This window comes from Methylovulum psychrotolerans (genome assembly GCF_002209385.1).
Taxonomy (GTDB): domain Bacteria; phylum Pseudomonadota; class Gammaproteobacteria; order Methylococcales; family Methylomonadaceae; genus Methylovulum; species Methylovulum psychrotolerans.
The window spans coordinates 83357-106472 of sequence record NZ_CP022129.1 but is presented as its reverse complement, the minus strand read 5'-3'; the positions used below and the strand labels follow the sequence as shown (position 1 = coordinate 106472).

Genomic DNA, 23116 nt, shown 5'->3' with positions numbered 1-23116 from the left:
TGGCTATGAACGAAGAAAACGAAGACGATTATGAATACGAATATGACGAAAACGGCGAGATTGTCTACTACGCCATCCGTCCTAACAAAACGCAGTTAAAAAAAGAAATTTCGGCGCTGTTTGAATTGGGCGAAAAAATGTCCGCGCTTTCGCCTGCGCAACTGGCGAGCTTAGAGTTGCCTGACAATATCCATAAATCCATAGCGCAAGTGTCGGGGATGCCGCTGAAAGGGGCACGCAAACGTCTGCTGAAATATATCGCGGGGCAACTTTACAAAATCGATGTGCAGGAATTTACCGATAAATTGGCGCGTCTGGAAAACAAAAGTGCCCATGCGACCAGGGAGCATCATATTGTTGAACGCTGGCGGGAACGCTTGCTGACCGAAGGTAATGAGGCCTTAAGCGAATTGCTGGACGACTATCCCCATGCCGACCGCCAACAGGTAAGGCAACTGATCCGCAACGCCCAAAAAGAAACCGAGTTGGGCAAACCGCCCAAAACCTCGCGCCTGCTGTACCGCTACCTAAAAAGCCTGTTCGCGTTTGATGGCGATGCCGACGATGCTTTGGATAGGCCAGACCCGTCTTATGAGGAAGACGATGAGGATGAAGAAGACGGGTAAAACCTGCTTGCTAAAAAGGAATTTTAAGGATCATTGTTCTTTCATGGATTTCAATATGACCTTTTTGGCTTAAATCTTTCAGCACTTTATTAATCATTTCGCGTGATGCGCCGACCATACTGGCAAGCTCTTGCTGGGTGGGGCGGCGTTGGATGAAAAAATTGCCGTGTTCATCCCTGACGGCCAATTTATACAAAACTTGCACTGTGCGTTCATGGACATTCGATAATGCCAGATGTTTGACTTTTTGGGTGAGCTGGCGGACTTTTTCCGATAAGTCGGCTAAGAGGTTTAGCGTCACATCCGGGTGTTCGGTCAGCCAGAGGGTAAAGTCGACTTTAGAGATGACCCCACAGACCGTTTTTTCTAAGGTGATGACCGACGCAGAGCGCGGCTCATTTGCCAGCAACGCCAACTCGCCAAAATACGACCCGGTTTCTTGGGTCACTAAAGTCACTTCCCGCCCGCCGTTGTCACTGGTAAAAATCTTTACCTTACCCGAAATAATGATATACAGCGAGTCTGTTTCATCTTTTTCGGTAATGATGATGGTTTGCTTAGGGAATGTGCAACACTTCGCCTTTAACGCCAGTGACTCAATGGCTTCATTAGGTAACAAGGAGAGAAACGCGACTTTTTTTAAGCCTAATAAAGCATCTTGCTGCATGGTAAATATTCCTGATTTGATATATGGTGGCGATTATAGACGCACGAACGCCAAAAAGAAAATGAAACGTTAACAGTGCAAAGGGCGATGATAACAGAAAAACACTTGCTTAGAGAAGCTTGTTAAGTTGAATTGCTAAAGTGCGGATAACAGGCTATTGGATGGGGAAATTAAAGTGCTTTGGCAACGTTCAACGGAGTGCAATGGTCTTTAGCCATTGCCCGATGGCCAAGCGAAGCTTCCCTCCGTTCCCTTCGGCTTCGCTCAGGGAACAGGGCGGAGGCGTTGTGGCTGAGCGGAGCCGAAGCCAAGAGTTGGGGTTAAAAGTCCCAATGCAAAGGTCTTCAGCCATTGCTCGAGAGCCTAAGCACACGTGTCAACGGTGTTTTGCTGAAAATGCAGTGGTTTAGTGCCTAATAGGGAGAAGGTTGTGCCGATGAAGTTTTTTTACGGCTGTGCTGACATGACGGTATTCAGGAGGCTTTCTCCCCATCTATGGGTTAATCGGGTAGCTAAGAAATGTGCATGAAACAAGATTGGCTGAACGAGTTAGGCCTTTCAGGTTTTGGGGCACTGAAAGGCCTAAATGCAATGTGCTGCTTAGTGCTGAGTTAACGGGCTGGACAAGCGGGTTAGGCTAAGTTGGCCTACTATTTAAAGCCTAAGCCGTTTGTCAGTTCCGTTTACCGATGACTATGGTTAACGCTTATGCGGGAGGTGTATTGATGGTTACCAGCAATAAGTCACGCCATTCATAACAACGCAAGTTAGTTGTTTTACACTGGCAGAGGCGGCTACGCCCGTTGTTGGCGGGGTAGGTGTATATAAAAAAGTGGTCACTTCTTGTACATTTTGCATTTGATCAGCAGGTATGTCCTTGTATTCCGTTGGCGTTACGCCGTCTGGATAAAAAAGGCTGATATCGCCATTAGCTACCGTTGCGACGGTACTGGTTGGCGTTTGTCCGCCCATTGCTTTTGCCATAGCATCTTCGGCAGTTTTAGGCAATTTATGGTGTGGAGTTGGCATAGTGATTCCTTAAAAAGTAATTAAAAATTAAAGGTAAAGCGAGCCATAAAGGTTTGCGCTGGGGTAATATCAGACGTGCGTATTTCGTTGGTTTGAAATGCGCGGTCTCTGAATTTGAAGCGGTTATCCAGCAGGTTATCGGCCTCTAAGCTGAATATGCCGTATTGTTTGGGCAGGCGGTAACCGATAGCGGCATCAACCAGATAAAAATCGGTGCTAAAGCTTGGGTCGCCACCTGATAGTGTGTCCACCTGTTGGTTGATATATGTACCGCGTAATTCGGCAAAGACACCAATTTCATGGAAAAAGCGTAAGCTGGTCGGCAGGTAGGCGGTAGCAACGGCCTTTGGGGTGCTGACACCTGTCGCATGAAAATCTTCATAACGGAACCCTGAGTTCATCAGCCAGTGTTCATGGATGATCCAGTTGACATAGAATCGGTAGAGATTTTCTGTGCGTGGTTCGAATAAAAACATACTTCCTTGCAGATAGGGAAAACGGATGTCGCGGGTATAGAGTTCTATGCCTGTGTACCAATTTTGGTTTGGGTGATAATCCATACCAATGGCATATTGCGTGGCTTGAGTGCCATTGCCATCATCAAAAAACTGGTTAAAGCCCGCAATTTGCATAGGTTGCAACTGTTGATTGACGATAATCGGCGATTTTAAGGTGTCGAAAACGGCTAATCTGAATAATAATTCTTTATTAAATTGCCAGAGCAAGCCGAATTTAGGGTTTGCCCGTTCAATGGTTAAATTGTTTGCTTGGCTATCATTGTAGCTATCATAGCTCACCCCCCCTGTTGCGGTCAGATTGTCCAATAACTTGATGTTTGAATAGACGTAACCGGAATTTTGGGTATCGTTAGTGTTGGTTAATTGGCAACCTAAGATCGAGCAAAGAAAAGGGTTGCTTGAATTCCATTGGTTTTGAATATCATAAGAATATCGGCTACTACCTACAGTTAAGTTAAAGCGTTCATATTCAAGCAAATAAGCCGACTCTAACTGATAACCGCTATTTTTTGCTGAACTGCTCAGATAAGAAAAGCTATTCAAAAACTCATTCCGATTAGCATAAATAAACGAGGTCAACCATTTAGAATGCTGGGTAGGCGCAAAGGTTGCCCCTAGCCGATAAGTATCCTGCCCCAATTTCCGCCGATAATCGGCATTAAAGTCCGACATATCGCCTTTTTGTTGCAAATCGCCATGCTCGGTATCCCGGCGCCGATATTCCGCCTGAACATTAAATTTAGGCGAGAATTCATATTGCAGGAAGGCGTTATACAAATCATGCTTAATGTCGTTGTTCGCCCGATAGCCGTCATTCTCATAATGCAACTGGCCAAAGCTGTAAGAGAGTTTATTGGCGATCCCCGACAGTACGGCTTCGTTGCCGATCAGGTTGTTGGAGCCGTAGCTGGTGGTGTTGGTGATGCGGTAGTTATCGCGCTCAAAGACTTTATTGTATTCGTTAAAACCCACTTCCGCAGGGCCGACGCTTTTGGGGATGTTAAGGTCGGTGTAGGCCAAGCGCGGTTGCACGGGATTAAGGTTGACCGATTGCAGGAGTTGCGATTGCAATAAGGCACTGGCGCGGGTAACTTCTTGGCGCGGTTGGTTGGAGCTACTGTCCGATAGCAGGCGTTGCGCCGAATAGTTGCCGGGGTCTAGGGCTAAAGATTTTATGGCTTGGCGGTTGGCGACATCGTTAAAGCCTAAGTCATTGTAAATGCGGCCTAAGCCCGTGCCGCGCACGGCGGCATCTTGGTCCAGCAAGAAACGTGAGCGGTAGACGGCGCGGTTGTCGTTTAAGTCCATGGCTTGCTGCATATCGTGCAGGGCGGCGACGGGGCGGTTAGTCGATTGCTTTAAGATGGCATCGTAAAACCAGGGAGTCGGGTCTTTGCTGTCGTTGGCTTTGGCCAGTTTAAATTCGGTTTCGGCGTAGTCGGGGTTGCGCAGTTCAAAATGGGCTTTGCCCAGGTAGCTGCGGATAACGGCGTTGTTGGGGTCGAGGTTGGCGGCGGTTTCCAGCTTTTGCTTGCCTGACTCTAGTTTGCCGGTGCGGATATCGGTCAGTGCCCAGCCTAACCAAGCTAATGGATCGGAAGAGTCTATGCTAATGGCTTGCTGAAAGGCTTCTTGGGCAAATTGGGTGTTGACTTGCGCCAGATAAGCAAAACCTAATACGGTTTGGGTGCGGGCCAGAGCCGGGTCGGCGTTACGCGCTTGTTGGGCGGCTGCTAGGCCTTGGTCGCGTTCGCCTAAGGACAGTTGCAGTTCAGAAATTCTGGCCAAGACCAGGGCGCTGGTGGGTTCCTGTTGCAAAGCGGCCTGGGCGGCTTGCAGGGCTTCCGGCAGTTTAAATAAGACTTGGTAAGCGTAAGATAGGGCAAGTAGGGCGGCACTGGATTTGACGTTGTTGCCCACGGCTTTTTGCGCCAGTGCTAAGGCTTCGTCTTGGCGGTTTTTGCTGACCGCGATAATGGCTTGTAAGGCGAAAGCTTCGCTGTTTTTGGGGTCACGTTCTAAGATCTGGCCGATGAGCTGTTGGGCTTCGTCGGCACGCCCGACGCTTAATAACAAAGACGCTTTTGTCGCTAAAAAGCCGTTGTCCTGTTGGTTGCTGGGTATGGCGGTATCAAAATTTTCCAGTAATTGGCTTTTGACGGTTTGTTGCTGGGACGGCGACGTGTTGGGGGCGAGAAATTTTTTATAATCCAGCAGCGGCGGATAGTATAAAGCCCATTGCACGGCATCTTCGGGTTTGATGAGCAGGGCTTGCAAATAGGGCTTTTTGCCTTGAGGAGTAACACCAATAAAGCCGGGTTTGATTTGGGCGCTGCCCATTGCGTTATAGGCACGGACTTGCCCATCAAAGACAGTAACGGCAGTTTGTCCGCTGTTAACGCTGACCAAAAATTCGGTGCCTTCATGCACGGCGTTGACAAAGGGGGTTTGCACTTCTAGGTTTTGCGGTTGGCGGCTACGGAAGAAGGCGGTGCCTTCGCGCAGGTAAGCTAGCCATTTTGGGGTATCGTCGAAGGGTGGCGGAAAAATCAGCGTAGTGGCTTGCTCTAGGGTGATGACCGACTCGTTGCGCATTTGTAAGGTGGCGCGGCTGTGTTTGCCGGTGCGGATTTTATCGCCCGGACAAAGTTCATTGTGCGCTTCGATGTTTAACCAGGTATTGCTGTCGGGCTGTTGGCTCTCGACTTTACCTTGTGCGGAGACGATTTGTGCGACCGACTGCCCACAATTGAGTGCCGCTTGTGTACTTAAGGGTACAAGCAGCGCAATGACAATGTAAGAATAGCGGACTTTCTGGCGCATAGTTATTGTTATTATAGCTGACTGAAAGAGGTGCGGCGTTTGTTTCCCCCGAAACAAAATCAACTGCACTTTTTTGCTGGCTAATTGAAGCATATCACTGCCCATATTACAACTAAAAGCTCAGTGTGGTGACATTGATAATCATGGGTAATTGATTATCGACGGATTTTTCTGGCAATTTTGTGGTGTTCTCCAAGTAGCGCAGGAAGAAGCCGCTAGGGCCATCATTAGGAAATTGTTCGGTTATTTTGCTAAAAGCTTGCCGCGCGGGCAGCCATTGGTGGTCTTGGAAGAGGGCTAGGGCTTTGGCAAAGGCAGCCGTTAAGGCGCGGTCGCGGTCGCTCGCTTGTTGCTGGGTCGCCATCAGTTCAAAAATATGTACGGGTTTGGCTTTGCCTTTTAAGATAAATAAGCCGACATCACGCAGGAAAAAATCGTCTAAGTCGGCAATGACCGCGGCATTAACCAAAATATGAGTGCCTAGTTGTTTGTTAAGGGCTTCAATTCTTGAAGCGGTATTGACCGGATCGCCTATTGCCCGATAGATCAGTCGGCCTGTAAAGCCGGTATGGCCAATGCTGATTTCGCCACAGGCCAAACCAAAGCGGGTGATTAAGGGATAGGGCTGATCTTGGTTAAACGCTGCCAAGTTCTGTTTAATGGTCAGTGCCGCTTGGCAGGCGTTACTACGCGCTTGCTGATTATGGTCGGTGTGGGCCCATACGGCATACATGCCATCGCCTGCCAGATCGGTGACAAACCCGCCGTGTTGGTTGACCAGCGGAAAGACGGTCTGGTAATAGGCGTTCATCAGGTCAATTAAGGCCTTAGGCTTTAAGGCTTCGGACAATTGGGTGTAGTCGCAGACATCGGTAGCCAGACAGACACCTTGAGTCAGTTTACCGCTGGTGTCCATGATCATGGTATCGGGCTGGTGCGGAATGTTATCGACCACTTCTTTGGGCAGTAGTTTATGCAATGCCAACTGCATTTTGGTTTTGGTACGGTTGGTGTGGCGAAAGTGGATAACCGAGGCGGCGGTCAGCACTAAGGGCATTTGTAGGGCGAGGGGAATAGTTAACGGTAGCCAGATAGCGGCGGTGACAAATTCGTAGTAGGCGAAATAAGTGTATGCTGCTCCTGAGGCCAAAATGACGGTGATGGCGAGGCGGTAAGAGCGTATCACGCAGTAAGCCGATAGCAGCATACCCCAGCCTAGCAACAGGAGAAACTGATAGGCGCTTCTTAAGGGCTTTAGCCAAGTATTATCAATGAGATTGCCTAAGGCGGTGGCAGCAAGGTCAATCGGGCTGGTGGTTTGGTTATGGGCGTGTGAATAGACGGTGTAGTAGCCTTGGGCTTTTTCGGGTTCGATGCTTTCGGAGAAGCCGACCAAGACGATTCTGTCGCGTAAGGTATCGGGCGGTAGGCCGTTGAGGGCCTGATAAAACGGAATGGTTGTAATTTTGCCGACATTGCCGTAGTGGTTGTAATAGAGGCTTTTATGGTCGGCCAAATTTAGCCAAGCGGCTAAGAGGCGTTGCTGTTGGGCAGGTACGGCGGCTTGGTTAAGCAGGTGTTGCCAGTGGTCGGGGTTGGTCGCCTGTAAGGCCAACGCATCGCGGAGTTTTTCTAGGTCTTCGGATAGAGTGTGCTGTTTGGCCAGTTCGGCAAAGCTGGGCGGCAACTGCGTGGCTAGAGGAGATTGGGCGATAGCCAGTAAGGTCAGAAGGTTGGGATAGGCTTTTTTAAGGACATAACATTGAAAAATAAAGTCGGGGAAGGTTCTAAGGCCGGCGCTTTCTTTGTCAACCCAAAATTGTTTGACGGTGGAAGCCCCTTTAGGTAAGGGGAAGGGTGCGGCACTGAGCGCGGCGTTGTTAATAAGCTCAATGGATTCCATCAGGGTTTCTGTGCTGGGAGCAGCGCCACCGCTTGATGGGTTAAGCGTCTTATATTTGATGTAGCTGCCTAAAATAACATTGTTGTCGCGGGCAATGGCAGTCGCCAGTTGTTGGTCGGTTATTGCATTAATGGGTTTGCCAAAAAAGATATTGAGGGCGATCAACGTCGGATGCTGTTGGTTGATCTGGTCGATCAATTGCGCATAATATTCGCGCGGCCAGTCTGTTGGATCGTCAGCGAGTTTGAAAAAATCCGCTGAGGTTTGGTCGACGCTGATGATAACAATATCTTGCGGCGGTGCAGTTTCGCCGCGCAGAGCAAACAGCCAAGCCAAGCCACCTTCTTCTTCAAGGGTTTCACCCAGCGGCGTTAAGCACAAAACCGCACCTACTAGGCCTATCGCTACGGAGAGCAGGCACAGTTTGGAGGATTTGACAAAAACGCGGTTAAGGGGGGAGCTACCGCTTAAAATCGGCCAGGTAAAGATCATGGGTATGGGTTTTTGGCATCCATTGTTTAACTGGTCTTCATTTTGGCAAATAAAAAGAGCCGTGTCTGTTGAAAATTACCATTTTTGGAAAAAAAATTGAGCTTTTCTGAATTTTTTTTCGGGTTGGTTGGCAAATGTAGCTGGAGCAGTGGTTATTAGCCGCTATACTGATGTGCTTTTATTTTTGTCTGGATGGGGCAGAAAAAGCTTTTGCCGATGCCAAGGGAAGGACAATTTATAAGTCGGGGCGGTGGCTTGAAATTGGCCTGCTCTTACAGCGTTTTGTGGGCAATTTCAGGTATCATAAGGCTTATAAAACCAAAACCTAACATTTCATATACTGGTTCCTGCATTCAGCTAGCGCCAGTCCCACTTGGAGATTGTAGATATGGCATTACACGCTTATTTTGATTATGCAGGCATCCCGATGTCTGAAAAAGATTATCTGGCGACTGAACCGGGTTCGGATGTCCGGCGCGAATATATCGGTGGGCAGGTTTATGCCATGGCCGGATCCAGCATCAACCATAATATTTTATCTTTAAATATAGCCAGTGAATTCAGAAACCATTTGAAGGGTAAGCCTTGCACCGCGTTTATGTCTGACATTAAGGTGCCGTTGAAGGTTAGCGTCGGGCATGATTATGTTTACCCTGATGTTGTCGTTGATTGCACAAAAGTGCAGGGACAGAGTTATTTCTCGAACGCCCCGACTTTAATTGTCGAGGTGTTGTCGCAATCGACCAGAAAATCCGATCTTACCACAAAACTGTTAAGGTATATCAATCTGCCGTCTTTGCAGGAATATGTGGTGATTGAGCAAGATTTCGTCCAAGTACAAGTGCTGCGCAAAAGCAATGCTTGGAAGCCAGATTATTATTATTTGGGCGATTTGGCGGTTTTTGAGTCGATAGCCTTAACGCTGGCTGTTGAAGCGATTTATGAGCAAGTGGATAATCAGGATATGGTGCAGTATTTGATGGCAAAACAAGGTATTGCAGACGCTGTTGCAATAGGGGGGGCGGTGGAGCCCGCCGCTGCGAATGGCCTTATTGGCGGCTTGGTTTAGGAAGGGCGGTTGGTTTGGCCGCTGGGGCGGGCAAGATGCCCGCGCTCCTTTTAGGTTTGCCTTAGTTAAAGGCGGTTTAGTCTTTGGTGGCTTCGGTGTCGGCGAGTTGTAGGGCGGTGGTGCTGTTCCAGTCTGAAAACGGGAACGGGACAATTTCGGTCGAGAAGGTCAAAAACAGCAGGATATGGTAGCTGTAAAGCGACAGGCTGCGCCCAAAGCTAAGGACGTTGGGGTTGGGTTTGCCGGTCAGCAGGGAAGAGGCGACTTGCAGGATGACAACTGTCCATACCAGTAGGCGGATAAGTTCGCCGATCACGGCGAAAATCAGCATAAAGAAAATACGTTTCCAAGTGCTAAGCTGCTTTAAGTTGCTGTTGATTTGTTCGTCCATATACGGTTAACCTCGGTTCATAATGTCACGCAAATCCAACGCGGCGGCGTTGGCACGGGCGATGTAGTTAGCCATCGTCAAGGAGTAGTTGGCAAACAGGCCATAACCGCCGCCGTCTAGGATCATCGGGCTTAAGATAGGCTCTAAGGAGTTTTCCAAGGATTTGATCATAATGTCGACGGTACGCATGGCGCGTTTGTCGAGCAGGATGTCTTTAAAGTCATGCTTGATGGCCCGCAGGATATGCAATAACGCCCAGCCCGCCCCACGCGCTTCATAAAAGACGTTATCAATTTCCATCCAAGGGATTCTGGCGACGTTGGCATCTTTTTCGTTAAGGTCTATATCGACTTGGGTAAGCCCTGGGCCAAAGTTGTTGCCTGAGTTGTTGGCGGTCAGGCGGGTGGATAAGCCGCCCAAACGTTTGATGACAACTTCGGTGTATTGCCACAGATTGTCGGCGCGGGAATAAAACTGTGCCTGCTTGACGTTGCCGCCGTAGTGTTGCAGGCGGGTCATGTATTTATGCAGGGCTTCCACGCCTTTTTCATATTCGGCTTCGGTGGACGGTAAGGCCCAAGAGTCATTCTCAAAATAAAAGTACGGTTCGGCGGTCGCCAAATCAGGGTCTTCGGCCGATTGTGACTGGTCGCGGGCGAAGTGGTTCCGTAACGCCGAGGTGGCATCGCGCAACATGACCAAGGCGCCAAATTCCCAGCTAGGGACGTTGTCGAGCAGTACGCCCGGTGGGCCTACGTCATTGGTGATGTAGCCGCCGGGCTTGTGGAGCAGCACTTCGGCGATATGTGCCAAGGTGTTGGTGTAGACGTAGCCGACCGGCATATTTTCGGTGTCGTGGGTTTCTTTGGCGCGGGTTTCCGCTTCATCCAAGATATTGAACTGCCCAGGCTCGCTTCCCCACCAAGCACCTAAAACTATCAGGACTACCATGACAATGGCGATAAACACACCAAAGCCCCAGAGTATGCCTCTAGATTTTACATCTTGCGTTGTATTATTCGCCGCCATTTTTCAGTACCTTTGCAGAAGTATGCGCATTAAAACGGATTGCCTGGTTGGCTTCCGATTTAATTTGCCAGTATCGGCAGGCCTCTATGCCTTGAATCGATACCCGCTTAAAAGAAAGCTCTTTCTTTATGTTAAAAATAGGCTACATGGTAGCAGGTTTTTTGGGTTTTTGCTTATCGGGGCGGTCAATATTACGGTTTTTTTTTCGCTCTTGGGTGGGCTTTATCATAAATATCAGCAAGATGCTGAAAGTCTAAATGGGTATAAATTTGGGTGGTGCTAATGTTGCTATGGCCTAGCAGTTCCTGGACACCACGCAAGTCTTGGCTGGCTTCCAGCAAATGGCTGGCAAAGGAATGCCGGAGCATGTGCGGATGCACGGCTTCGGCAATGCCTTTTTTCTGACACCAGACCTTTAGCCTCAGTTCAATATTGCGTTGCCCTAAACGGCTCCCCTTGGCGGCGATAAACAGGGCGCTGTCTTCGGGTTTGGCGTATTTTTGCCGTTGTGGCAACCAATTTTCCAGGGCGGCGATGGCTTTGCCGCCGATGGGCAGGTAGCGTGCCTTGTCGCCTTTACCGGCGCGTACCCGCAGCGAGTGGTCGCCTAGGTCGATATCTTCTAAGTTGAGCGCCGACAGTTCGCTCAGCCGTAAGCCGGAGGAGTAAAACAGCTCAAACATGGCGAGGTCGCGGACTTCCAGGATGGAACTGGTGCCGGCTTCGAGCAGGCCTTTAACTTGGTCGACATCAAGGGTTTTGGGCAGTTTACGCGCTTGTTTAGGGGCTTTGACGTGCTGTGCCGGATTGATGTTGGCGTATTGGTGTTGCAGCAGGTAGTGGTAAAAGCTTCGGATGGCGGAGAGTTCGCGCTGTAGGCTTTTACTGGCGATGCCTTGGCGATGGCGGCCGGCGATATGGGCACGGATGTCGGCGGCCTGTACGTCGCGCCATTGGGTAATGGCTTTGTCTGTGCAATAGCGGTACAGATTGGCCATGTCCAGTTGGTAGCTTTTGACGGTATGGCGGGAAGCACGTTTCTCTTCGGCCAGCTGCGTGAAAAAGGCCGCCAGTTGCTGTTCGGCATCCGTGTGCATCAGGAGGCTTTGAGCAGGGCGATAAAGCGGGTGCCGACCAGTTCGCTCATTTGTTTTAAAAATAAATGTCCCATGCCTTCGACAAAACGGTCTTCTTCACGGCTACCGATGGCGAGTATGCCTTCCAGTTCGGTAAACATCATCGGGATAATGGCGCAGGATTTTACATCGGCGGCGACGGCTTCGCCAAACAGTACCCGCGCTTGTGCCAAGGTTGGCCGTCCGCAGCCGGGTTGTTGGGTGGACAATTCTTTGATAAACGGTTTCAGTTTTTCGCTGTGCGGGGTGATAAATAGCTCGTCTAAGTGAGGGTGGCCGCCTTCTTTGATGATTCTGATGGCGACAAAATCGGTCAGGAAATATTCGCACAGGGCGATATTGAGGTTTTTGACGGCATCGGCCAGGGTGGTGGCATCCAATAAGGCCAAAGACAGTTTGTGCATACGCATGATGGAGGTATCGTTATCACGCGCTATGTCGATCAGCTCGGTCAACTGGTTTTCCATTTCGTGATGGCGGCTACGGAATATTTCCAGTTGTTTGGAAATCAGCGACACGGCGTTGCCGCTGGGGTGGGGGATGTGAATTTGTTCTAGCAAGTTAAGGTGTTCATTGAAAAATTCGGGGTGTTTTTGTAGGTAACGTTCGACTTGGCCTTCTGACAGTTCCGATAGGTAGGGTTCGTTCGTCAGGCTGATGTTGCCGTCGAATACGGAAATGGCAGGGCCGGTCATTAAGACCGGTTCGCCCCGTCCGTCCCAGTGGATTTTGAGAGTGCCGCCCGGCAGTTCGACGCTGACATTGTGGTCGAGCAGATGCTGTTCTATGCCGATGACGACCGCCGCGCAGGCGCCGCTGCCACAGGCCAAGGTTTCTGCCGCACCACGTTCGTAGACCCGTAGCTTGATATGTTGGCGGTCTAGCACCTGCATAAAGCCGATGTTGGCGCGGGCAGGGAAGACGGGGTGGCTTTCTAAGGCGGCGCCTATGTCTTTGACTTGCGCGGTGCGGATGTCGTTGACTTGGATGACGGCGTGGGGATTACCCATAGAGACCGCGCCAAAGGCTTTTTCGGTATCGTTTACCGCGACGGTATAAAACTTGGATTCCTGTTCCGCTTGTAGGGGGATTTCGTGGGGGGCGTGGCGTGGTACCCCCATATTGACGGTAATGAGGCCGTCATCGTCAAAATAGAGAGTCAGTTGTCCACAGTCGGTATCGACACAAATGGCGGCTTTATCGGACAAACCTTTGTCACGGACAAAGCGGGCAAAGCAACGGGCGCCATTACCGCACTGTGAGACTTCGCCACCGTCAGCGTTAAAGATGCGGTATTTAAAATCGGCGTTGGCATTGATGGGCGGCTCCACCAGCAGCAATTGGTCGAAACCAATGCCGAAATGGCGGTCTGACATAAAGCGGATTTGTTCCGGCGTTAAGCTAATGGTTTGAGAGATGGCATCAATGACTACAAAATCATTGCCCAACCCTTGCATTTTTGTAAAGTTAATCATCGTTTATCCATCATTTACGGGTAGGTGGAAGCTTTTGGATGTGTCGTTATGGGCGGTCAGTCCGTTTGTTAAAGTGGGACTTTAGAAAATTGGTAAGCTAATGTAAAGGTACTATGTCACTTTTTAAGGTTTTTATTTTTTGCCGACCACATAAACCCCTGCCAGTACCAAAAAAGTGCCGGCTATTTGCAGGGCGGTAATGGCTTCTGCCAAGACAAAGTGCGCCAGCGCTAAGGTGGCGATGGGGCCTATGGTGCTGATGATGGAAGCCGAACTTGCGCCAATTTTGCGGATACCGGCATTCATTAAAAACGCGGGCAGTACGGTTGAGAAAATCGCCATCAGCAAAGCCAAGCCATAAATTTTTAACGGCCACTGGGTCAGTTCCAAGCCGTGGCTTAAGCCAAAATGCACTAAGGTCGCCAAACTGGCGACGGTCATGGTGTAAGCGGTAAAACGTGCGGCACCGATACTGTGCGTCATGACACCGCTGCCCATGGTAAATAAGGCGAAGACAATAGCGCTGCCCAGCACTAAGGCTGAGCCTAACCAAATAGCTTGATTGGTGAGTGACAGTTGTTCGATAAACACCAGCAACATCCCCGCATAGCTTAAGGTTAGCGCCACGCCGACGCGTAAGGTGATATGGCGCCGATAAAATAGGGCTGAAAAAAGTACAACCAAGGTCGGGTATAAGAAGAGGATAACCCGTTCTAACCCGGCGGAAATGCTTTGCAGGCCAAGGAAGTCTAAGTAGCTGGCAATATAATAACCCATTAAGCCTAAGGCAGTGATGGTTAGCCATTGTTTGCGGGTCATGGCGGCTTGTGTGGTCTGTTGTTGCCAGCCTGCGACGAGCAGAAAGAACGGTAGGGAAAATGCCATGCGCAAGGCCATTAGGCTAATGGCATCGATTGGGGTGTCTTCGGCGTAGGCGAGCTTAATCAGGATGGCTTTTGCGGAAAAACCAAAAGCACCCAATAGCACCAGCGTGAAGCCAAGCAGGTGCTGGCGGCGTTCGGTGGCAGCGGTCTCAATCAAGGGTGGCCTTATCGGGTGTCAGTTGTTTAATTAATGCGCTGAGTGCGGCCTGTTGGGCGGCAACTGAGGCGCAGAGCCGGAATTGTGCTTGGGCGCGGTGCAGGTTTTGTTCGGGTGCAGATACTTTAAAGTAGCGGTTGCCTTGCAGGTAGTCGGTATAAAACCGCAAGCCCAGTTCAAACGGCAATAATTCGATGGCGGCATACAGGTAGGCGTAGTCGTCGGGGCTGAAAAATGCCCCCGCTTCGCTAAGGTAGCCTGTTAAAATCGCCGCGCCGATGTCCAGGTTAAAGTGGTCAGTAACGGGGTCGTGGCAGCATGAGCGTAGGCAGTCGCCAATATCATAATGCACTAGGCCAGGTTTGACGGTATCTAAGTCTATCAGGCTGACAATACTGGCGGTGTCTTTAGCAAACAAAAAATTATTCAGTTTAGGGTCGCCATGGATGACCCGTAAATATAGGCGACCTTGTTGTTGGGCGGTTTCTAAGCGGTCGGCACGGTCTTGAAAGTTGCTGATGAAGTCGGCGCAAAACGGGTCGGTTCCGCAGGTTTGGCTGCTAATGTTATGATAATGGTTTAAATAAGTCGGGGTGATGTGGAAACCCGGCAAGGTGTCGTGCAGGCTTAAGGGGTTAAGGTTGCTGAGCAGGCGATGGAAATGCCCCAACGCGTAGCCAGTTTGTCTGGCATCGTCTAGGTTGCGTAGGGACTCCAGGCTTTGGGTATTGGCGATAAAGCTTTGCGCCCGCCACAAGCCGCCTTGGCTATCTTGGACATGGCTTTCGCCAGCCGCCGTGTACACGATGGCGGGGATTTGCAGCCGTGCCCCAGGCTGTTGCCGGATATGCTTGCTGAGCACCGATAAGTTGGCGTTAATCAGCAAAGGCTGGGGGAATACCTGTTGGTTGATGCGTTGTAAGACAAAGTGCCGCCCATCCGTAGTGCTGACTAAAAAAGTGTCGTTAATTAGGCCATTGCCCAACGGCGCAAGGGCGCAGGCGGACGCGTCAAATTGGCGGGCAATGTGGTGGGGGAGGCTGGTTTCTGTCGTCATGGTAACTAATTTAACTTATTTGCGGCTTGGCGTTAAGTGTTAGTTTTTGGTTTAAGGGAGGCGAGGCGGGTTATTGTTGGGTTTTGGGTGGCTTGGCGGCTAAAAAGGGCGGTTGGGTAGGGTATATTGGCCGACAAAAACAATGCCATATTAAGCCAAAAAGAGGATAACACAATGCAAATCTCCGCCGAATTGGATAGTCAGCATTTGGAAAAGTTAGGGATGCTGGAGCAGACACTCAAAAAAAATACGTCTGAGTTAATCGCTTTCGCTATTGATGAAATAGATAAGGCGAGGTACATGCCAATGGAAGGTGAAAGGGTTTTAGCAATTTTGCAAAAAACAGGTTATTTAGGCGGTATGCCGGATGTCACTGATTTATCGGAAAATTATAAAGACTACTTGGCTTGGGATGATAAGGGATGGAGTGCAAAGGTCTTTAGCCTTTGCACGGTAGCCTAAACGGGCGTGTCGGTGTTAGGCTTTGTTACGGCTGTGTCAGTTTACCCGCCACCAACGCCAATAACTGCCTTAACGCTTGCCCGCGATGGCTGAGGGCGTTTTTCAGTTCCGCAGGCAGTTGTGCGGATGAGCATTGTTGCTCCGCCACCCAAAACACCGGATCGTAACCAAAGCCGCGTTCGCCGACAGGCTGGCGCAAGATGTGTCCTTCCCATACGCCTTGGGCGATGAGGGGGCAAGGGTCTTCGGCGTGTTGCAGCAGGGCGAGGACGCAGACAAACCTTGCCGTGCGCTGCCCGTCCGGTACGTCCGCCAAGGCGCTGAGCAGTTTTTGCACATTGTCTTGGTCGCTGGCCACTTCACCCGCATAACGCGCCGAGCGGACACCGGGCGCACCGTGTAAGGCATCGACGATCAGCCCGGAATCGTCGGCAATGGCGGGCAGGCCGGATTGTAAGGCGGCGTTACGCGCTTTTAATAGTGCGTTTTCAACAAACGTGCAGCCGGTTTCGGGGCATTCGGCGACGTTAAACGCCGCTTGCGGCACAATGACTTGCCCCGCCAAAATGGCTTGGATTTCGCGGATTTTTCCGGCATTGCCGCTGGCTAAAACAATTTGTTGGCCTAGGGGGAACATTAACGGTAGGCCTCCAGCACCTGACGTTGTTTTTCCATCAATTGGTTGATGCCGCCGCCTGCTAAGATCAGCATGGCATCCAATTCGTCTTTGCGGAAGGCGTGGCCTTCGGCGGTGCCTTGCACTTCGATGAAGGCGCCGGCATCGTTCATTACCACGTTCATATCGGTTTCGGCGTTACTGTCTTCGGCATAGTCCAAATCCAAAACTGGGATACCGTTAAAAATGCCGACCGAAATCGACGCAACTTGGCCGTATAAGGGGTTGGATTTGATTTGCTTGCGTTTCATCATGGTTTTGACCGCCAATGATAAGGCGACAAAGCCGCCGGTAATCGCCGCCGTGCGGGTGCCGCCGTCCGCTTGCAAAACGTCGCAGTCGATGGTCAGGGTGTGTTCGCCTAAGGCCTTTAAATCAACCGCCGCGCGTAAGGAACGGCCAATCAGGCGCTGAATTTCCAGTGTCCGCCCGCCTTGTCTGCCGTTACTGGCTTCGCGCCCCATGCGGCTGTGCGTGGAGCGGGGTAACATGCCGTATTCGGCGGTTATCCAGCCTTCGCCCTTGCCTTTTAAAAAGCGCGGTACACTACGGTCAACACTGGCGGTGCATAGTACACGGGTATCACCAAATTCAACTAACACCGAGCCTTCTGCATGTTTGGTATAGCCACAGGTAAATGTTATCTCGCGCAGTTGATCGGGATTGCGTCCGCTTGGTCTCATAAGTTTTGTTCCGCCAAAATGAAAACCGCACAGTATACCTGAATTGGCGGTAATTCTGATGTAAATACACAAAGCGTTAAGAAAGTTAATCGGCCTATCTGCTGTTTACAAGCTAATCATAGTATAGTTGCACCTAAAATGGCGCGGCTTACAGATGTGCCTACCTTACATAACCCCATTCGCATTAGGTGAAAAATGATAAAAAGTATGACGGCTTATGCCAGCCAGGAGGCGGAAATAGGAAGCTTGACCATTAATTGTGAATTGCGTTCGGTCAACCACCGCTATTGTGATGTCACAGTCAAGTTGCCGGAACGTTTACGGAGTGTAGAAGCCGACTTGCGCAGTCTGATTGCCGAAAAAGTTAGCCGTGGTAAGGTCGAATGTACGGTCAGTTATAAGAAAGCCAACGATGGGGCGGGTTTTAGCGTCAATTTGCAGGCGGTATCGACCTTGTTGGCGGCGACCGAGCAAATCGAGCAACTGATGCCGGCGGCGTTGTCGTTCTCGGCTTTGGATATTTTGGCGTTTCCGGGTATCCAACAAGAGCCGGATGTTGACCGCGAGGCATTGAATGCAGGCATTAAGCGCTTGCTTAAACAAACCTTGGCGATCTTTTTGGAAGTCCGCCAGCGCGAAGGTGCGCAGTTGAAGATACTGATTGAAGAGCGTTGTTCAAAAATGCAGGGCTTTGTCGTCTCCGCCAGCGGGCGGATGCCGGAAGTGTTGCGCCTGATCCGTAACCGCCTGAAAGACCGGGTTGTCGAGTTGGTCGCGCAACCGGATTTTGACCGCTTGGAACAGGAGTTGGTCATTCTGACGCAAAAGCTCGACATCACTGAAGAGCTGGACCGCTTAGACACCCATATCAGCGAAGTTTTGCGGGTGTTGAAGCAGCCCGAACCCGTCGGCAGGCGTTTGGATTTTTTAATGCAGGAACTGAACCGTGAGGCCAATACCTTAGGGTCAAAGTCGGCGGATAAGGAAATGACCCAGATTGCGATTGAGTTGAAAGTGCTGATTGAGCAGATGCGGGAGCAGATTCAAAACATTGAGTGATGTTTCAGGTGGTGTCATGTGGTGTCAAAATACTTTTAAGACTTTGAAAATAAGGTATTGTTCGTGTCAGGTTGTTGCATATAGTGTCATTTAACCGCACAATTGGTGTGTACCCAAGCGTGTACCCAACACCGGATTGAGTGCAGTTTGACTGGTACACAGGGGCGGGTGCTGAACCCGCCAACAAACCCAAACACAAAACCCCAACGGAGCCAAAGCCATGATGACCTTAGAGCTTGATGACGATACTGCCCGATTATTGCATCAACTGATGGAACGCGAACACACGGGCGCGGTGCAATTGATCAGGCAAGCCCTTGCTGACTATTTGGGCGCGAAGCAAACCGAGCCGCCGCCGGAACTGATGGCGGACATCATAAGCACGCTTCCTAAGCTGCCTTCCTTTGCTGGAGACCCTTTGACCATTCAACAGGCCATGCGCGATGAATGGCGTTAACTATTTGCTGGACACTAATATTATCCTTGGTATGTACCAACACAGCGCGGCAGTGATTGCCTTAATGCAAAGCAAGCAAGTAGGTATTAGCCAATGCGCCTACAGTACCGTCACCCGTATGGAGCTATTGGGCTTTGTTGGCATAACAGAGCATGAGGAGCGGACGGTTAAGGCCTTGCTGGACAGGATGACCTACCTAAGCCTAAGCCCCGCCATTGAGGAGCTGACCATCCAGTTCCGGCGGCAACACCGTACAAAACTGCCCGACAGCATTATTGCCGCCACAGCACAAGCCCACAGCCTTGAGCTGTTGACGTTGGACAAGGCTTTGCAGGCGAAGCTGTAAAGCGGATATTAAAAACACGGTGCATTATTACCCGTCTATTCGTTAAAAATTGAGACTTAATCATGACTTATCCTACCACCCTGTTACCCCAGTTAATCGAAGCCGTTGCCAATGCCATTGACGAAAATGCCGAGGCGGTGGCGGCGTTGGATCAGGCGATTGGTGATGGCGACCATGTGATTAATCTCCAGCGCGGGCTGGTGGCTTTGCTGGCGCAGCGCGAGGAATTGGGTTTGTTGACGTGGTCGGCGGCGTGGCAAAAGATGGGTATGACCTTGATGTCGACGGTGGGTGGTGCGTCGGGGTCTTTGTTGGGGACGTTGTTGCTGACGATGGCGAAGGCGGCGGCAGACCAGACTTTGGATTTGCAGGGCTTTGCCGGGGTGTTTGCGCAGGGGGTTGAGGCGATGAAGCGGCGCGGCAAATCTGAGGCAGGCGAGAAAACCATGCTGGATGTTTTGGTGCCAGTGGCGGTTTATCTCCAGTCGGATGCCTGTACCGCCGCCGAGGTGTTAACCGGGGTGCAGGCGGTCGCTATAGCGGGGGTAGAGTCTACCCGCGCGATGTTTGCGACCAAGGGGCGGGCGGCGTTTTTGGCGGAACGTTCGGTCGGCCATATCGATGCGGGCGCAAAGTCCTGCCAGTTGATGATTTGCGCCATTAGCGCGGTGTTGTCAGCAGCCCCAGCGTAACTGGGCGGTATGGACGGGTGCGTCCCAGAGCCGCAGCATTTCGTCATCGAGCAAAGTTAGGGTGATGGAGCAACCTGCCATGTCTAGGGACGTGGTGTAGTTACCGACTAAGGAACGGACGATGTTGACACCTTGCTGTTGCCAATGTTCGGCGGCTAAGGCGTAGATCAGATACAACTCCATCAGCGGTGTGGCCCCAAAGCCATTGATGTGCAACAACGCTTGGGCGTTGGCTTGGGGTTTTAAGTCGTCGTCAATGTGTGCCGCCAGTTGCGCGGTAATCGCGCTGGCGGTAGTCAGCGGTAAGGTGGCGCGGCCATGTTCGCCATGAATGCCGACGCCCATTTCCATTTCCTGCTCGCCTAAGGTAAAGGTCGGGTGGCCTAGGGCGGGTACGGTGCAACTGCTCAGGGCTACACCCATAGAGGCGGTGTTTTGGTTGACGCGCTCGCCCAAGGCTTTGCACGCCGCCAAGTCGGCGCCTTGCTCGGCGGCGGCCCCGACGATTTTTTCCACGATTAAGGTGCCTGCGACACCGCGCCGCCCAGTGCTTTGGCTTTTGGGTATGGCGACATCATCATTTACCAATACAGTCGCGTTCGGGCTGTCCAGCAGTTCGGCGGCAATTTCAAAATTCATCACGTCACCCGCGTAATTCTTGACGATAAATAATACCCCGCCGCCCGTGTCGACCGCTTGCGCCGCCGCCAGCATTTGGTCGGGGGTAGGGGAGGTAAAGATTTGCCCAGGACAGGCGGCATCGAGCATTCCTAAGCCGACCAAGCCGGTATGCAACGGTTCGTGACCGGAGCCGCCGCCGGAGATCAAGGCGACTTTGCCTACCTGCTTGGGCTGTTTGCGGCGGATAACATAAGGCGGGGCGCTTAATTCGATGATGTCGGCATGTGCCAAGGCAAAGCCGCCGAGGCTTTCGGTAAGCAAGGTGTCGGTTGCGTTTAGAAATTTCTTCATGGCGGTCGCCTTGGCGAGGTTGGGGGTTAAGCGGCTAAGGTTTTTAAGGCCTCGGTGACGGCGCGGATGTCCGCCATGACCCAGGTCGGGCCGTAATCTGAGGTTTCCAAGTCGGCTTGGGTCGATACGCCTGTTAAGACCATCAGGCTGCGGATACCCGTCCGCACTGCGCCTAAAATGTCGGTTTCCAGGCGGTCGCCTATCGCGACGGTTTCGGCTGGGTCGGTGCCGAGTAAGGCCATGGCTTGTTGATAAATGATCGGTTCCGGTTTACCGATGATAGTCGGGCTGACACCGGTCGCCGCTTGCAGGGCGGCCAAAATCGCGCCGTTACCGTGGGTGATGCCGTATTCGGTGGGTAGGGTGGTGTCGGCATTGGTGCCGATGAATTTAGCCCCGGCACGGATGTTAAGGCTGGCGGTGGCGAGCTTATCCCAACTAAGGGTTTGGTCTTTGCCGCAGACGACAATATCCGCGCCTTCGCCTGGAGTTTTGGCGCTGTTAAGCTGGTAGAGTCCGGTCAAGGTAAAGCCGCATTGGCGTAGCGGTTCGCTCGCGCCCGCTTCACCAAGGACGAAAACGCGGGTAGTGGCAGGGTCTTCATGCTGGCTCAAGTAGAGGGCGGTGGCCATGCCGGAGGTTAAGATTTCATTTTCGGTGACGGTTACGCCCATTTTCGCCAGTTTGTTAACATATTGGGGCGGGGTCAGGCTGGCGTTGTTGGTGGCAAGAATAAAACGGAGGTTTTGGGCGCGTAGCGTTTGGAAAAAATCCGTCAGGCCGGGGATGGCTTGGTCGCCGTGCCACAAAACCCCGTCCATGTCAATGATAAGGGCGCGGATATTGATAAAGGGTTCCATACAGGGTCTCAAATGAAAGGGCTTTTAGTTAGCCGACTAGTATAAAAGGTTTATTGTCAATTGGCATCTTTAAATAGTGCCGAAAAGAGGCGGTTTTCGCAGTGCGGTGGGGGCTTGGCGTTAGCCGTAGTCCGCTTAACTAGAGTGTTTGCTAGGCGGTCTTAGGCTTACGGGGCTGTTGCTGGGCGGGCGGAAATAAGGAGGTGGAGATATTAATTGTAAAATAATGATTTTGTATGATATTTTTATGGGGTCGCGTAAGCGGGCGGCGGCGTTAATTGGGCATTAAGCATTGGGGCATTGACATATATGCCTATTCTACTTTACAGTTACGTCCGCAAAACAATTATGCAACAAACTATAATTATTAATAACCCTTCGGAGCACATATCATGGCTAGACCATTAATTCAGATGGCATTGGATTCATTAGATTTCGACGCAACCGTTGCGCTTGCTGAGCAAGTTGCACCACACGTTGACATTTTTGAAATCGGAACTCCATGCATCAAACACAACGGCGTTAACCTGGTTAAAGCATTGAGAGCTAAATTCCCAGACAAGCTGATCTTGGTTGACCTTAAAACTATGGACGCTGGCGAATACGAAGCAACGCCATTTTATGCTGCTGGCGCAGACATTTGTACAGTTCTGGGTGTTTCCGGTCTGGCAACTTGCATGGGTGTTATCAAAGCGGCTAACGCCTTCGGCGCAGAAGCCCAAATCGACTTGATCAACGTTGAAGACAAAGTTGCTTGCGCACGCGCAACATTTGAAGCTGGCGCCCACATCATGGGTATCCACACAGGTCTGGACGCACAAGCGGCCGGCCACACACCTTTCTCTGACCTGAACGACATCGCCAGATTAGGCTTGAACGTCAGAATTTCAGTTGCTGGCGGTATCAAAGCGGCAACCGTACAAGACGTTGTCAAATCAGGTGCAAATATCATCGTTGTTGGCGCGGCTATCTACGGCGCTCCATCTCCTGCTGAAGCTGCCCGTGAAATCCGTGAATTGGTTGACGCAACTGAGGTATAAGAATGCACCAGCAACTTGTCATAGAAAAGATTTCAAGCATTCTTGAAGCCACAGACGGCACATACGATGTAAAGTTGACTCAATTGCTCGACAGCGCCAAACGCATTTTTATCGCGGGTGCCGGCCGCTCCAAGCTTGTCGGTAATTTCTTTGCTATGAGATTAGTGCATGGTGGTTACGATGTAAGCGTCGTAGGTGAGATTGTCACACCGAGCATAAAAGCCGGTGATTTGTTGATCATTATCTCCGGTTCTGGGGAAACTGAGCAATTAGTGGCATTTACTAAAAGTGCTAAAAAGATAGGCGCTAACATCGTGTTGATTTCCGCTAAGGATTCATCAACTATCGGTGATATGGCGGATGCAGTGTTTCAAATTGGCCGTGCCGAGCAATACGGAAAAGTTTTTGGTATGCCAATGGGTACTGTGTTTGAACTGTCCACTTTATTATTTTTAGAATCGACTGTATCCCATATCATTCATGAAAAAGGAATTCCTGAAGAGATTATGAGAGAAAGGCACGCTAACTTAGAATAATGCCAAGGGAACGGGTTAGTTATACCCGTTCCCGTTTTATTTGCATAATAACAAAATAATTTTCCTGGCAAGGCCTT

23 protein-coding genes and 1 pseudogene are annotated in these 23116 nt (G+C 50.8%); 9 read left to right on the top strand and 15 right to left on the bottom strand.

All coding sequences use genetic code 11. The features are described 5' to 3' along the window. Positions 1-5 precede the first annotated feature (5 nt). Positions 6-626, top strand: coding sequence for a ribosome biogenesis factor YjgA (gene yjgA / locus CEK71_RS00540; protein WP_088617553.1), 621 nt, complete (start codon positions 6-8; stop codon positions 624-626). 10 nt (positions 627-636) lie between these two features. Here the strand turns inward: yjgA and CEK71_RS00535 are convergent, their stop codons facing one another. The 4 genes from CEK71_RS00535 to CEK71_RS00520 form a co-directional block, all read right to left on the bottom strand. Next, on the bottom strand, positions 637-1293 hold the full coding sequence (locus CEK71_RS00535) for a Crp/Fnr family transcriptional regulator (protein ID WP_088617552.1): 657 nt from the start codon (positions 1291-1293) through the stop codon (positions 637-639). A gap of 729 nt (positions 1294-2022) precedes the next feature. After that, positions 2023-2322, bottom strand: a complete 300-nt coding sequence (locus CEK71_RS22345; protein WP_157678893.1) for a hypothetical protein — start codon at positions 2320-2322, stop codon at positions 2023-2025. A gap of 20 nt (positions 2323-2342) precedes the next feature. Then, positions 2343-5663: a TonB-dependent receptor domain-containing protein gene (locus CEK71_RS00525; protein ID WP_157678891.1), complete on the bottom strand. Its 3321-nt coding sequence runs from the start codon at positions 5661-5663 to the stop codon at positions 2343-2345. 112 nt (positions 5664-5775) lie between these two features. Then, positions 5776-8058: a CHASE2 domain-containing protein gene (locus CEK71_RS00520; RefSeq protein WP_088617549.1), complete on the bottom strand. Its 2283-nt coding sequence runs from the start codon at positions 8056-8058 to the stop codon at positions 5776-5778. Between the two features lie 388 nt (positions 8059-8446). Here CEK71_RS00520 and CEK71_RS00515 point away from each other — a divergent pair, with 388 nt between their 5' ends. After that, positions 8447-9127, top strand: coding sequence for a Uma2 family endonuclease (locus tag CEK71_RS00515; protein ID WP_232463727.1), 681 nt, complete (start codon positions 8447-8449; stop codon positions 9125-9127). Between the two features lie 76 nt (positions 9128-9203). Here CEK71_RS00515 and CEK71_RS00510 read toward each other — a convergent pair whose 3' ends face one another. The 7 genes and pseudogenes from CEK71_RS00510 to CEK71_RS00485 form a co-directional block, all read right to left on the bottom strand. Next, positions 9204-9518 carry a DUF4389 domain-containing protein gene (locus CEK71_RS00510; protein ID WP_088617548.1) on the bottom strand — a complete coding sequence of 105 codons (315 nt, stop codon included), beginning with the start codon at positions 9516-9518 and terminating at the stop codon, positions 9204-9206. Between the two features lie 6 nt (positions 9519-9524). Further along, entirely contained in the window at positions 9525-10547 is a 1023-nt protein-coding gene (locus CEK71_RS00505) for a DUF2333 family protein (RefSeq protein ID WP_088617547.1), read from the bottom strand. Between the two features lie 191 nt (positions 10548-10738). Then, the gene (xerC, locus tag CEK71_RS00500) at positions 10739-11644 is read right to left on the bottom strand and encodes a tyrosine recombinase XerC (protein ID WP_088617546.1); all 906 of its coding nucleotides are present in this window, start codon (positions 11642-11644) and stop codon (positions 10739-10741) included. Then, on the bottom strand, positions 11644-12309 hold the full coding sequence (locus CEK71_RS23425) for a DUF484 family protein (RefSeq protein WP_332455548.1): 666 nt from the start codon (positions 12307-12309) through the stop codon (positions 11644-11646). Before CEK71_RS23425 ends, xerC begins: the two co-directional genes overlap by 1 nt. A gap of 24 nt (positions 12310-12333) precedes the next feature. After that, positions 12334-13158 (bottom strand): annotated as a pseudogene (dapF, locus tag CEK71_RS23065) (diaminopimelate epimerase); the annotation flags it as partial. A 132-nt stretch (positions 13159-13290) separates the two neighbouring features. Next, positions 13291-14199, bottom strand: coding sequence for a DMT family transporter (locus CEK71_RS00490; protein WP_232463726.1), 909 nt, complete (start codon positions 14197-14199; stop codon positions 13291-13293). Continuing rightward, positions 14192-15256 carry a phosphotransferase enzyme family protein gene (locus CEK71_RS00485; RefSeq protein WP_088617545.1) on the bottom strand — a complete coding sequence of 355 codons (1065 nt, stop codon included), beginning with the start codon at positions 15254-15256 and terminating at the stop codon, positions 14192-14194. Before CEK71_RS00485 ends, CEK71_RS00490 begins: the two co-directional genes overlap by 8 nt. Before the next feature lie 174 nt (positions 15257-15430). On the opposite strand from CEK71_RS00485, the gene CEK71_RS00480 reads away from it, so the two are divergent. Next, a complete protein-coding gene (locus CEK71_RS00480; RefSeq protein WP_157678889.1) occupies positions 15431-15718 on the top strand; it encodes a hypothetical protein in 288 nt (95 codons plus the stop codon). 25 nt (positions 15719-15743) lie between these two features. Here CEK71_RS00480 and rdgB read toward each other — a convergent pair whose 3' ends face one another. Next, a complete protein-coding gene (gene rdgB, locus CEK71_RS00475; RefSeq protein ID WP_088617543.1) occupies positions 15744-16355 on the bottom strand; it encodes an RdgB/HAM1 family non-canonical purine NTP pyrophosphatase in 612 nt (203 codons plus the stop codon). Continuing rightward, the gene (rph, locus tag CEK71_RS00470) at positions 16355-17077 is read right to left on the bottom strand and encodes a ribonuclease PH (protein WP_088617542.1); all 723 of its coding nucleotides are present in this window, start codon (positions 17075-17077) and stop codon (positions 16355-16357) included. Before rph ends, rdgB begins: the two co-directional genes overlap by 1 nt. 195 nt (positions 17078-17272) lie before the next feature. Here rph and CEK71_RS00465 point away from each other — a divergent pair, with 195 nt between their 5' ends. The 4 genes from CEK71_RS00465 (at position 17273) to dhaL (ending at position 19631) form a co-directional block, all read left to right on the top strand. Further along, positions 17273-18136 carry a YicC/YloC family endoribonuclease gene (locus CEK71_RS00465; RefSeq protein WP_088617541.1) on the top strand — a complete coding sequence of 288 codons (864 nt, stop codon included), beginning with the start codon at positions 17273-17275 and terminating at the stop codon, positions 18134-18136. A 220-nt stretch (positions 18137-18356) separates the two neighbouring features. Continuing rightward, positions 18357-18593, top strand: a complete 237-nt coding sequence (locus CEK71_RS00460) for a ribbon-helix-helix domain-containing protein (protein ID WP_088617540.1) — start codon at positions 18357-18359, stop codon at positions 18591-18593. Next, the gene (locus CEK71_RS00455; protein ID WP_088617539.1) at positions 18580-18939 is read left to right on the top strand and encodes a type II toxin-antitoxin system VapC family toxin; all 360 of its coding nucleotides are present in this window, start codon (positions 18580-18582) and stop codon (positions 18937-18939) included. The genes CEK71_RS00460 and CEK71_RS00455 overlap by 14 nt, the downstream gene beginning before the upstream one ends. Before the next feature lie 62 nt (positions 18940-19001). Next, on the top strand, positions 19002-19631 hold the full coding sequence (gene dhaL / locus CEK71_RS00450) for a dihydroxyacetone kinase subunit DhaL (RefSeq protein ID WP_088617538.1): 630 nt from the start codon (positions 19002-19004) through the stop codon (positions 19629-19631). On the opposite strand, the gene dhaK is transcribed toward dhaL, so the two are convergent. Together dhaK and CEK71_RS00440 are read right to left on the bottom strand one after the other, a co-directional pair. Beyond that, positions 19614-20603 carry a dihydroxyacetone kinase subunit DhaK gene (gene dhaK / locus CEK71_RS00445; protein ID WP_088617537.1) on the bottom strand — a complete coding sequence of 330 codons (990 nt, stop codon included), beginning with the start codon at positions 20601-20603 and terminating at the stop codon, positions 19614-19616. The genes dhaL and dhaK overlap by 18 nt on opposite strands. A gap of 26 nt (positions 20604-20629) precedes the next feature. Next, entirely contained in the window at positions 20630-21463 is an 834-nt protein-coding gene (locus CEK71_RS00440; RefSeq protein WP_088617536.1) for an HAD-IIA family hydrolase, read from the bottom strand. Positions 21464-21855: 392 nt separating this feature from the next. Between CEK71_RS00440 and hxlA the strand changes: the two genes are divergently transcribed. Together hxlA and hxlB are read left to right on the top strand one after the other, a co-directional pair. Beyond that, the gene (gene hxlA / locus CEK71_RS00435) at positions 21856-22503 is read left to right on the top strand and encodes a 3-hexulose-6-phosphate synthase (protein ID WP_088617535.1); all 648 of its coding nucleotides are present in this window, start codon (positions 21856-21858) and stop codon (positions 22501-22503) included. A gap of 2 nt (positions 22504-22505) precedes the next feature. Continuing rightward, positions 22506-23039, top strand: coding sequence for a 6-phospho-3-hexuloisomerase (hxlB, locus tag CEK71_RS00430; protein WP_088617534.1), 534 nt, complete (start codon positions 22506-22508; stop codon positions 23037-23039). Positions 23040-23116 lie beyond the last annotated feature (77 nt).